5 protein-coding genes are annotated in these 12,315 nt (G+C 40.7%); 4 read left to right on the forward strand and 1 reads right to left on the reverse strand.

Going from position 1 to position 12,315, the window contains the following annotated elements; all coding sequences use genetic code 11:
- Positions 1-21: 21 nt before the first annotated feature.
- The 4 genes from gltB (at position 22) to CXF74_RS13400 (ending at position 9,927) form a co-directional block, all read left to right on the forward strand.
- A complete protein-coding gene (gltB, locus tag CXF74_RS13385) occupies positions 22-4,539 on the forward strand; it encodes a glutamate synthase large subunit (protein WP_198552853.1) in 4,518 nt (1,505 codons plus the stop codon).
- Positions 4,539-6,008 (forward strand): glutamate synthase subunit beta, encoded by a 1,470-nt coding sequence (locus CXF74_RS13390; RefSeq protein ID WP_101082997.1) that lies wholly within the window; start codon positions 4,539-4,541, stop codon positions 6,006-6,008. The genes gltB and CXF74_RS13390 overlap by 1 nt, the downstream gene beginning before the upstream one ends.
- A gap of 540 nt (positions 6,009-6,548) precedes the next feature.
- Entirely contained in the window at positions 6,549-8,111 is a 1,563-nt protein-coding gene (locus tag CXF74_RS13395) for a Na+/H+ antiporter NhaC family protein (protein ID WP_232772521.1), read from the forward strand.
- Between the two features lie 196 nt (positions 8,112-8,307).
- A complete protein-coding gene (locus tag CXF74_RS13400; protein ID WP_101083001.1) occupies positions 8,308-9,927 on the forward strand; it encodes an NAD(P)/FAD-dependent oxidoreductase in 1,620 nt (539 codons plus the stop codon).
- Between the two features lie 109 nt (positions 9,928-10,036).
- Here the strand turns inward: CXF74_RS13400 and CXF74_RS13405 are convergent, their stop codons facing one another.
- Positions 10,037-12,301: a sensor domain-containing diguanylate cyclase gene (locus CXF74_RS13405; protein ID WP_101083003.1), complete on the reverse strand. Its 2,265-nt coding sequence runs from the start codon at positions 12,299-12,301 to the stop codon at positions 10,037-10,039.
- Positions 12,302-12,315: the final 14 nt, after the last annotated feature.

The following is a 12,315-nucleotide window of genomic DNA, read 5'->3' on the forward strand; positions in this document are numbered from 1 at the left end:
TTATCTTGTAAGGACATGTTTATGACTAATATAGAGCAAAACGCTCAAGGCCTTTATGTGCCAGAACTGGAACATGATGCTTGTGGCATCGGTTTCGTGGCACATTTGAAGAATAGTAAATCACACGCAATTGTGACTCAAGCATTAGATATGCTTGCGCGCATGGAGCATCGTGGCGGTCAGGGTTGCGATCCTTGCAGCGGTGACGGTGCTGGTATCTTGTTACAAAAACCGCATGAGTTTTTAGTAACTGAAGCATTAAAAGTTGGGATTACATTACCTAAGTTTGATCAATATGCTGTTGGTACAGTGTTATTTCCCCAAGATGAAAATCGACGTAAAGAGTGCCGTGAAATTTTAGCACGCACTGCTGAACGTATAGGTCTTGAAGTGATTGGTTACCGTATTCTTCCTACAGATAACTCAATGATCGGTGCTGATCCGTTGAGTACTGAACCGCAGTTCGAACATTTGTTCGTGACCGGTGGAACAGATATGGACCCGGCAGTATTAGAGCGTAAAGCATTTATTTTACGTAACTACGCAACACGCATTTGTTTACAGTCTGTAGCGGGTATCGAAGATAACTTCTATATCAATACATTCTCGTACAAAACAATTGTTTACAAAGGTCAGTTAACGACTGAACAAGTACCGCAATACTTCCTAGATTTACAAAATCCAGGCATGGTAACGGCACTGGCATTAGTTCACTCTCGTTTCTCAACAAATACTTTCCCTCGCTGGCGTTTAGCGCAACCTTTCCGTTACATTGCGCACAACGGCGAAATCAATACAGTACGCGGTAATATCAACTGGATGAAAGCACGTGAAGCGTTGCTTGAAGCTGAATTCTTCACACGTGAAGAGTTAGATATGTTGATGCCTATTTGTACTGAAGGTATGTCTGATTCTGCAAGCTTTGATATGGCATTAGAACTTTTAGTTCTTTCTGGCCGTAGTCTTCCTCATTCTCTAATGATGATGATTCCTGAAGCTTGGCAAGAAAATAAAGCGATGGAACCAAAACGTCGTGCATTCTACCAATACCACGCAAACATTATGGAACCATGGGATGGCCCAGCTTCTGTATGTTTCACCGATGGTGTACAAGTGGGTGCAACACTTGACCGTAACGGTCTACGTCCATCTCGTTACTGTGTAACAAACGATGACTTCCTAATCATGGCATCTGAATCTGGTGTTGTTGATATTGCGCCTGAAAACATTAAGTTACGTGGCCGTTTACAACCAGGTCGTATCTTTGTTGCCGATTTAGAGCAAGGTCGTATCATCTCTGATGATGAAGTGAAAAATAGCATTGCTAGCCAACAGCCGTATGAAAAATGGTTAACTGATAATCAAGTTAAACTTGAAGAACAACCGGCTGCACTTGAGCGTAATATTCAACCAAATGATGGCCAGTTATTACGTCGCCTACAAACATTTGGCGTGACCTCTGAAGAGATCAATGAAATTGTATTACCAATGTTCCGTGATGGTAAAGAGCCACTTGGCGCAATGGGTGTGGATTGGCCTCTGGCTGTTCTATCTCATCAATCACAACATTTGTCGCATTACTTTAAACAGTTGTTTGCACAAGTAACTAACCCGCCAATCGATCCAATTCGTGAACGCATGGTTATGTCACTAAACACTTACTTAGGTAAAGATCAGAACTTGTTGTCTGAAACACCTGAGCATTGTCATAAAGTTGAACTTGAGTCGCCAGTATTAAGCAATGCTGAACTTGAGAAAATCAACGCGTTAGATGATAAACATCTACAAGCAAAAACGTTAGATACGTTATTTAGAGCCAACGGTAAAACCGGTAAACTAGATAAATCAATCAAACGTATTTGTCGTTACGCAGAAGATGCAATTAACGATGGTTACTCAATCATCATTCTTTCTGACCGTAATGCAACGTCTGATCACGCGCCAATTCCTTCAATGTTAATTACCGGTGCTGTTCACCATTACTTAATTAAGAAAGGCTTACGTGCTTTATGTGACATCGTTGTTGAAACAGGTGACGTGCGCGAAACACATCACTTCGCAACCGTTATTGGTTACGGTGCTTCTGCGGTAAACGCATACCTAATCGAAGAAATGGTTGTTGATCTACAAGCGAAGAAACGTCTACCTGCTGATAAAACAGTGGCAGAGTTATTTGCGACTTACAAAGGTGCTATCGACGCGGGTCTATTGAAGATCTTCTCGAAAATGGGTATCTCGACTATTCAGTCGTACCAAGGTGCACAAATCTTTGAAGCGCTGGGCGTAAGTAAAAAAGTAGTTGATGCTTACTTCACCGGTACTGTGACACGTATTCAAGGTCTATCGATTGATGATATCGCTGCTGAAGCGACTATTCGTCATCGTTACGCTTACCCATTACGCGAAGTACCAGTAACACGTTTAGATGTTGGTGGTGTTTACCAGTGGAAACAACGTGGTGAAAAACATCTTTGGAACCCTAAGACGATCTCTTTATTACAAGAGTCGACGCGTAACAAAAATTACGCGCAGTTCAAAGAATACGCAAATGAAGTTGATGCACAGGGTGAAAACGCGGCAACACTACGTAGTCAGTTTGAATTTGTACCAAAAGCATCGGGTCCAATCTCAATTGATGATGTAGAGCCAGCTGAAAAAATATTAAAACGTTTTGCAACGGGTGCAATGTCATTCGGTTCTATCTCGCACGAAGCTCACTCAACGCTTGCTATTGCGATGAACCGCATCGGCGCAAAATCAAACTCTGGTGAAGGTGGTGAAGATCCAGCTCGTTTCTTACCAAAAGAAAACGGTGACTGGGAACGCTCTGCAATCAAACAGGTTGCATCAGGTCGTTTCGGTGTAACGTCATACTACCTAACTAACGCAGCTGAAATCCAAATCAAAATGGCTCAAGGCGCGAAACCAGGTGAAGGTGGTCAATTACCAGGTCACAAAGTTGATGACTGGATTGGTCGTACACGTCACTCTACTCCTGGCGTAGGTCTGATTTCACCGCCACCGCATCATGATATTTACTCAATCGAAGATTTAGCACAGCTAATCTACGATCTGAAAAACGCGAATCGCGCTGGCCGTGTTAACGTTAAATTAGTATCAGAAGCGGGTGTAGGTACAATCGCATCAGGTGTTGCTAAAGCAAAAGCTGACGTTATCTTAATCGCTGGTTTTGACGGCGGTACAGGTGCATCACCTTTATCTTCAATTCGTCATGCGGGTTTACCGTGGGAATTAGGTCTAGCTGAAGCTCACCAAACGCTAATGAAAAACGGTCTACGTAATCGTATCGTTTTACAAGCTGATGGTCAGATGAAAACACCACGTGATTTAACTATCGCAGCACTTCTTGGTTCTGAAGAGTGGGGCGTAGCAACAGCCGCACTTATTGTTGAAGGCTGTATCATGATGCGTAAGTGTCATTTGAATACCTGTCCTGTTGGTATCGCAACACAAAACAAAACATTACGTGAACGTTTTGACGGTCGTGTTGATGATGTTGTTACCTTCTTTGGTTACATGGTTCAAGGCATGCGTGAAAACATGGCGATGTTAGGTTATGCAACAATCACTGAAATGGTTGGTCAAACGCAAAATCTAAAAGTACGTGAAGATATCAAGCACTGGAAATACAAAAATCTAGACTTGAGCACCATCTTATTCAAGCAACAAGGTAAAGCGGAAGACGGTATGTTTAACCAAACAACCCAAAACCATAACCTTGAAGCTGTATTAGATAGACAGCTTATCGAGCTTGCTAAACCTGCACTTGAAAACGGTGAAGCGGTATCGGGCGAGTTCCCTATCCTAAATACTGACCGTTCTTGTGGCACCATGCTTTCTAACGAAATCTCTAAGGTGTACAACGACGATGGTTTACCACAACCGATGAAAGTTAAATTCACCGGTTCTGCGGGTCAATCATTTGGTTGTTTCCTTGCAAAAGGTGTTGAATTTACGGTTGAAGGTGACGCGAACGATTACTGGGGTAAAGGTTTATCTGGCGGTCAAATCGTCGTTTACCCTCATCGTAATTCAGACATCGTTGCTAAAGACAATATCATTGTGGGTAACGTATGTTTCTACGGTGCAACGTCTGGTGAGTCTTACATTAATGGTATGGCTGGCGAACGTTTCTGTGTACGTAACTCGGGCGCAGAAGTGGTTGTAGAAGGTCTTGGTGATCACGGTTGTGAATATATGACTGGCGGCATCATGATTAACTTAGGTACGACGGGTCGTAACTTTGCTGCCGGTATGAGTGGCGGTGTTGCTTACATTTGGGACGAAGATGATTCTTTTGAAGCAAGCTGTAACATGGAACTTGTTGACCTAGATCCTCTTACTCAAACGGATAGAGACATTATTGTTGCCAAGGTAACAAAACACTTTGAGCTAACTGAATCTAACCTTGCCGCTGCATTCCTTGTGGATGTTAATGCGAGTTTAGCGAAAATGGTTAAAGTAATGCCGCGCGATTATAAAGCGGTATTAGCGGCACGTGTGAAAGGAGCAGCATAATGGGGAAGCCTACTGGATTTTTAGAATTAGGTCGTGAATTGCCAGGTAAATTACCGGTTGAAGAGCGTCTAAAAGATAATAAAGAATTCGTACAAATGGACGAGTTTGGTAAGAAAATTAATGACCAAGCTTCACGTTGTATGGACTGTGGTGTGCCTTTTTGTCACAACGGCTGTCCAATTGGTAACATTATTCCTGAATTCAATGATGCGGTTTACCGCGACAGCTGGCAGGAAGCTTGGGAAATTCTAAGCTCGACTAACAACTTCCCAGAATTTACGGGTCGTGTTTGTCCTGCTCCTTGTGAGAGTTCATGTGTACTAGGTATTAACCAAGATCCAATTACTATCTGTAACATCGAGAAAAACATCGTTGAAACAGCATACAAAAATGGCTACGTTAAACCAAAAATTCCAACTGCTCGTACTGGTAAAACAGTGGCGATCATCGGCTCAGGACCTGCGGGTCTTGCTGCTGCTGAGCAATTAAACTCTGCGGGTCATACCGTCACAGTTTATGAACGCGACGAGAAAGTGGGCGGTTTATTACGCTTTGGTATCCCAGACTTTAAACTAGGCATGGATGTTATCGATCGTAAAATCGCGGTAATGGAAGCGGCTGGTATCAAGATGGTTGTTAATGCACACATTGGTGTTGATTTTGACGCAAGTGAGCTACGCAAGCAGTTTGATGTTGTGGTCTTAACGGGTGGCTCTACAGTACCTCGTGATTTACCAATCCCAGGTCGTGATTTAAAAGGTGTTCATTTTGCAATGGAATTCCTAGGTCAAAATAACCGTCGTGCAAACGATATGGATTTAAAGACTGAAGAAATTCACGCTGCTGACGATCACGTTTTAGTTATCGGTGGTGGTGATACGGGTTCTGACTGTGTGGGTACTTCTAACCGTCACGGTGCAGCTTCTGTATTACAAGTAGAAATCATGCCTGTACCGCCTGAACAGCGTACACAAAATATGCCTTGGCCTTCGTACCCAATGATTCTTAAAACCACGACTTCTCATGAAGAAGGCGCAGATCGTAAATGGTCTATTCTAACTAAAGAGTTTATTGGTGATGAAAACGGCAACGTTAAAGAATTAATCATTGCTGATATCGAATGGGAAAAAGCAGAACCGGGCCAACGTCCGAACTTCAAAGAAATTGAAGGTTCTGTAAGAAGTGTTCCTTGTACTAAAGCATTCTTGGCAATGGGTTTCTTACACCCAGAACCAACAGGTGTTTTAGCACAACTAGAAATCGGTTTGGATGAGCGCGGTAACGTTAAAACTAACGATTACCAAACAACGCAAGCGGGTATTTTTGCTGCTGGTGATATGCGTACAGGTCAGTCTCTGATCGTTCGTTGTATCAATGAAGGCCGTGAAGCGTCTCGTGCTGTTGATGCTTACCTAATGGGTAACTCAAACTTAGAAGCAATGGCTGACTCGCTAATGCTATCTAACTAAGGATCGGCTTCAAAATTACTTGCGCTTTTGTTTTCAAAATAGCCAGTCACTTAAGACTTTTTGGAAGCAATTTAGCGCAAGTTATTGTGTAACGATACTAAGGATCGGCTTCAAAATTACTTGCGCTTTTGTTTTCAAAATAGCCAGTCACTTAAGACTTTTTGGAAGCAATTTAGCGCAAGTTATTGTGTAACGATACTAAGTTATTTACGGACTTTAGTTCGTTAAATAACGACTAAAAAAGCCCCTGTTTATTCATTTAAGCAGGGGCTTTTTTTATCGCTTAAGAAAATGATATTAAGCGTTCAGGTGAAAAATCGTTTAATAAATAAAACTTAAACTAAACATCTTCACAAATATAAATAGGAGTAAATGTCACTAGATTGTTTTGTTTTTATCACGTTTTCTACTCAGCCTGAGTCACATTGCATTATTTTGCCATTCCCTGTAAATTAGCGCCCATAGCTCAATGATTAGTTAGTTAAATACACAAGCCTCTTCCCAAACGGGAGAGGCTTTTCAATTTTAAAGGGAAAAATAATGTTAATCGATTTTGCAACGTCACCGTTGTCGATTTTACCTGCTGTTATTGCATTAGGTTTGGCTATTATCACACGCCGTGTTTTAGTATCGCTGGGTGTTGGTATTGTACTGGGAGCATTGTTACTTTCTAACTTTGCCCCTATTGAAGCACTCACTTATGTTGCAACCACAGTTAAAGGTGTCGTAATAGAAGATGGCGGTATTAATACTTGGAACATGAGTATTGTTGCCTTCCTATTATTACTCGGCATGATGACCGCATTATTGACGCTTTCAGGCGGTACGCGTGCATTTGCTAACTGGGCACTTGAGCATATTAAAGATAAACGTGGCGCTTCGCTACTGGCTGCCTTCTTAGGTGTGTTTATCTTTATCGATGATTACTTTAATAGTTTAGCGGTAGGTTCAATTTCACGTCCTGTGACTGACCGATTTAACGTTTCCCGCGCAAAACTCGCTTACATACTAGATTCGACAGCTGCACCTATGTGTATCTTGATGCCCGTTTCTAGTTGGGGCGCTTATATCATGACGATTATCGGTGGTATTTTAGTTAGCCACGGTATGACTGATTACTCACCTCTTGGTGCTTATATGGCGCTGATACCAATGAACTTTTATGCATTGTTCAGTTTATTAATGGTATTTGCTGTTATCTACTTCAAACTCGATATTGGTGCGATGAAACACCATGAACAAGAAGCTGAAAAACGTGGTGCTGAGCACGCGGGTGATAACAACGCGGCTAACTTAAAAGACGAACTAGGTATACATGAAAGCGAACTGGGTAAAGTTTCTGACTTAATCTACCCGATTTTAGCGCTGATTGGTGCAACCTTATTCTTCATGATGTACACAGGTAATCAAGCGCTTGCTAAAAGTGATTTAGCCTTTTCTGTATTAGGTGCTTTTGAGAATACTGATGTAGGTGCATCATTGGTTTATGGTGGACTTGTTGGTCTTTTATTAAGCTTAACAACTACTTTTAAGCAAAAACTACCGTTAAAAGAAATTGGTTATGCCCTATGGGTGGGTGCTAAATCAATGTTTGGCGCGATTATCATTCTGTTCTTTGCTTGGTCTATCGGCTCTGTCATTGGTGATATGAAAACTGGCGCTTACTTATCAAGCCTAGTACAAGGTAATATCGGTTTACATTGGTTACCGGTTATCCTGTTTGTTTTATCTGGCGCAATGGCGTTTTCAACGGGTACTTCATGGGGTACGTTTGGCATCATGTTACCGATTGCAGGCGACATGGCGGGTGCAACAGATTTAGCGCTAATGTTACCGATGTTAAGTGCAGTATTAGCGGGCTCTGTATTTGGTGATCACTGTTCACCTATCTCAGATACCACCATACTTTCTTCAACAGGTGCGCGTTGTAAACATATCGACCATGTTGCAACACAATTACCTTACGCGTTATCGATTGCTTTAATCTCTGCAATTGGTTTTGTTGTATTAGGTTTTACTAGTTCATTACTCGCATCACTGGCTGTTTGTGCTTTAGCCTTTGCAATTACGATTGTGATTATGAAACAGTTCTCGAAACGATAATTTTTTCAAAAACTGATTAAATAAAAAACCAGCTTCGGCTGGTTTTTTTGTTTTAGCTAAGCACTTCTATTTTACGTATTATTTGCTTAGCAACATGGTCTTGATTTGATTTCAATTTAGAGATAGATCACGTAAACTACGCGCTTATTTTTAAGCCAGTTTTTTAAGGCAACTTTTTCAAGTAACCAGGTGAATTATGATACGTCTCAACCAAGTTAAACTACCTCTCGATCACAGCGAAGATGCGCTGCAGCAGTTTGTTTTCGACAAACTAAATATATCTGAGCAACAGTTGGTTGATATTCATGTGTTTAAGCGTGGCTATGATGCACGTAAACGTAATGTGATCACGCTGATTTATACCCTTGATGTTACCTTAACGGATGTTGATGAAGCGCAACTGCTTATTGATTTAGAGAAAGATCAAAACGTGCGCATCTCGCCTGATACCGATTACAAATATGTTGCTAAAGCACCCGCTGATTTAAGCGAACGTCCGATTGTTATTGGCATGGGACCTTGTGGTCTGTTCACTGGGTTGATTCTTGCTCAAATGGGCTTTAATCCCATTATTTTAGAACGTGGTAAATCGGTGCATGAACGTGCAAAAGATACCTTCCGTTTTTGGCGTACCAGCGAATTAAATACTGAATCAAATGTACAATTTGGTGAAGGTGGCGCGGGCACATTCTCCGACGGTAAATTATATAGCCAAGTGAAAGATCCAGGTTTTCTTGGACTTAAAGTAAAACAAGAATTTGTTGCCGCTGGCGCACCTGCTGAAATTATCTACGTGAGTAAACCACACATTGGTACTTACAAGTTAGTGACTATGGTTGAGAAAATGCGCCGTAACATTATCGCGCTCGGTGGTGAAATTCGCTTTGAAACTCGCGTAGAAGAGATCAACATCGAAGGTGAGGGTGAAAACAGACAGGTTACCGGTGTTACATTAAACGGCGGTGAAGTGCTTCATTCTAAACACGTGACATTAGCAATCGGTCATAGTGCCCGTGATACCGTGAAAATGTTGCATGATAAAGGCGTACATCTTGATGCACAGTCTTTCTCAATTGGTTTCCGTATTGAGCACAAACAGGAGATGATCGATAAATGCCGCTTTGGTATTAATGCCGGTCATCCTATTTTAGGCGCTGCGGATTACAAATTAGTTCACCATTGTAAAAATGGCCGTAGTGTTTACAGTTTCTGTATGTGTCCGGGTGGTGTAGTGGTTGCTGCAACCTCTGAAGAACATGCGGTTGTAACAAACGGTATGAGCCAATATTCACGTAGTGAGCGTAATGCAAACAGTGCAATCGTGGTTGGTATTAGCCCAAGTGATTTTGATAACGATCCATTGCAAGGCATTGCCTTACAAAGAAAACTTGAGCGTCATGCTTATGTGATGGGTGGCAGTAATTATGATGCGCCTGCACAAATGGTAGGTGATTTCTTGAATGCAGGAAGTGGTAAACCGTTTGAAAATGTTGAGCCGTCTTACAAGCCAAATGTAAAAATGACAGACTTAACACCGGCATTACCGGGATTTGCGATTGATGCAATCCGTGAAGCGATCCCTGCTTTTGCGAAGAAAATCCGTGGATTTGATAGTGCAGATGCAATGTTAACAGGCGTTGAAACGCGTACCTCTTCTCCTGTGCAAATTAAACGTGGTAGTGATTTACAAAGTATTAATACTAAAGGTTTATACCCAGCTGGCGAAGGCGCTGGTTATGCGGGTGGTATTTTATCTGCGGGTATTGATGGTATTAAAATCGCAGAAGCCGTTGCCTTGGATATGCTAGAAAGCTAAAGGCTCTTAGTTGTTAGTTATTAGCTCTTAATTGTTAGCTATTAGCTATTAGCTGTTAGCTTTCTGCCTTTAGCTGATAACTGACAGCGAGTAACTGATCGCTAACCTACTACTTCTCATCATCACTCAAATCTTGATATGAGAAGTATTGCCCTTTGCCAAGGCTTTTAGCTTTATATAACGCCTTATCTGCACGATTAATAAACTCCTCCAAACTCATGGCATCCTGCGGTGAAATAGAAATACCAATCGTAGTGCCGACTTGTACCATTTGTCCGTCAATATTCATCGGTTTAGTAATAGTTTCAATGATTTTTTGTGCCGGTGAAATAGGATCAAAGTGGTCATTCACACTGTTTAAAATAATGGCAAATTCATCACCCCCTAAACGTGCAATCAAATCAACATTACGTGTGACATTTTGCAAACGGCAGGAGACACGTTGTAATACTTTGTCGCCAATATTATGCCCGTAGGTATCATTAATCGGCTTAAAGTTGTCCAGATCAATCATTAACAAACCAACACTGAGATTTAAGCGTTTTTTGTTGTCCATTGAGCGTTTCAATTCTTGATTAAAATGACGACGATTTGCGAGGTTGGTAAGCGGGTCGGTTAAGGCTAAATGCTGAATTTCATCTTCATCTTTTTTACGTTGAGTAATATCGCGAATAACCGCTGTAAACGTGGTTTCGTTATTAAACTCTGACTGCCCGAGGAAAATCTCGACAGGGAAAGTGGAATCATCAGCCCGTTTGATAGTCAACTCTCGACTATTTTTTTGTTCATTGATATTCTCTGGTTTATTAAATTCACTAATTATATGCGGGTATTGCGCAGCGACATCACTGGGCATTAATAAAATAATATTTTCACCTAATAACTCTACCTCTCGGTAACCCAACATTAACTCTGTTGCCGTATTGATGCTTTCAATGATACCCATTCTGTTGGTAGTGATAATGGCATCGTGGACGGTATTAAGGATGGTATTAACGCGACGTTGATTCTCGAGTGCATTGTTACGATCAAACTCCGCACTTTTTTGTAAATCAATCAGGTGGTTAGCAAGGGTTAATGCCTGCTCTGTTTTTTGCTCACTTTTAAGTTGTAACTCTTTAATTTCTACTAGTTGTTGCAGCGTGGTGCAGTTCATTTTTGTTAATGATTTTTCACTATGGCGACGTTTATTTTCGTTTTTCTTAAAGATACGAATAGAGCGAATCATCTGCTTAATTTCAAAAATCTGATAATCGGTAAAATTAACCTCTCTATTATATTTTTGACGTGCCAGTAACACCATTGCAGAGGTGACATTTTGCAACGGAATAATGACTTTTTTAAACATGATATAAGCAAAAAAGAGCAGTGAGGCAATGGTCAAAAAGATAATGCCTTTAATGAGATTCGTGATATTACCTTGGATGTGATGGATTTTTTCCCCCACGGAAAAAATTTTACTTTTTAGCTCTATTTCAATATGTTGCTGTAATATTTGTAGGGCATTAGAGGCCTCATCATTGGCGTTCTTTGAGGTGGTCGGGTTCATTTTTTCTTGTTTATTAAGCGGTCTTTTTAGGTTTGTTAACATGCTTTGATAGAAGTGAGTGGTGTTCTTTAAACTGGTTAATGCTTTTTCTTCTTCATTGGAGAGGGGAATTTTGGAAAATTTATCGAGTGTCACTCTAATATTATTAATCTTATTTTGTGACTCAATGGCGTAATAAGTATCAGCTCTTAGTTGTAAGTTTTTAATATGATGAATTAAACCACCATAACCAAGCTGAGCCACTAAATCGGTTAATAAAATAAATTTATCCGCGTGTATTGAATGCTTTTTTCCTTTGTGAACAATTCTATTTCGATTGTACTGATCTAAAATTTCTAGTCCTCGTAGTGCTGGTTTATCGTTGATACGCAGGAATTGGTCCAATTTTTTCTGAGGGACATTTTGCTGATACAGAGAGTGTAACTTATCGGTTTTTTGCTGATACTTCTTCACCACGGCTAAAATGTCGTGTAAAGCATAACGCTCAGCATTAGAAAGTTGGAATGAGAGGTAAAGTTGAATAATTGTTTCAACACTGTGAATATCGGATCTTATGCTATCTAACTGATCAAGATTATTATTTATAATGGCATTTTTAAGCTTGTGGATCATGCCGGAAAAACCCAAAAAAGAACGAATAGAGTTTTCCAAGCGCAATTTTTCTGATTGTTCTACTTGAACTTCATCCCAGAGTGTTTGAATGTTTAGGACATCTGATTTTATTTTAAGCATACTGGCAATTTGAAGGCTGGTCATAACTAAGATCAGTGAGATCAGCATTAAGCTAATAAATTTTAAGGTAATATAATGAGAAATTCTTTTCATAAAAAGCCTTTAAC

Origin of the sequence: Psychromonas sp. Urea-02u-13, assembly GCF_002835995.1 — a bacterium.
Classification (GTDB): domain Bacteria; phylum Pseudomonadota; class Gammaproteobacteria; order Enterobacterales; family Psychromonadaceae; genus Psychromonas.

Bases quoted from the DNA above. Each gene is read 5' to 3' on its own strand.
- CXF74_RS13390 (WP_101082997.1), top strand. From the start codon at position 4,539: ATGGGGAAGCCTACTGGATTTTTAGAATTAGGTCGTGAATTGCCAGGT.
- gltB (WP_198552853.1), top strand. From the start codon at position 22: ATGACTAATATAGAGCAAAACGCTCAAGGCCTTTATGTGCCAGAACTG.
- CXF74_RS13395 (WP_232772521.1), top strand. From the start codon at position 6,549: ATGTTAATCGATTTTGCAACGTCACCGTTGTCGATTTTACCTGCTGTT.
- CXF74_RS13405 (WP_101083003.1), bottom strand. From the start codon at position 12,301: ATGAAAAGAATTTCTCATTATATTACCTTAAAATTTATTAGCTTAATG.
- CXF74_RS13400 (WP_101083001.1), top strand. From the start codon at position 8,308: ATGATACGTCTCAACCAAGTTAAACTACCTCTCGATCACAGCGAAGAT.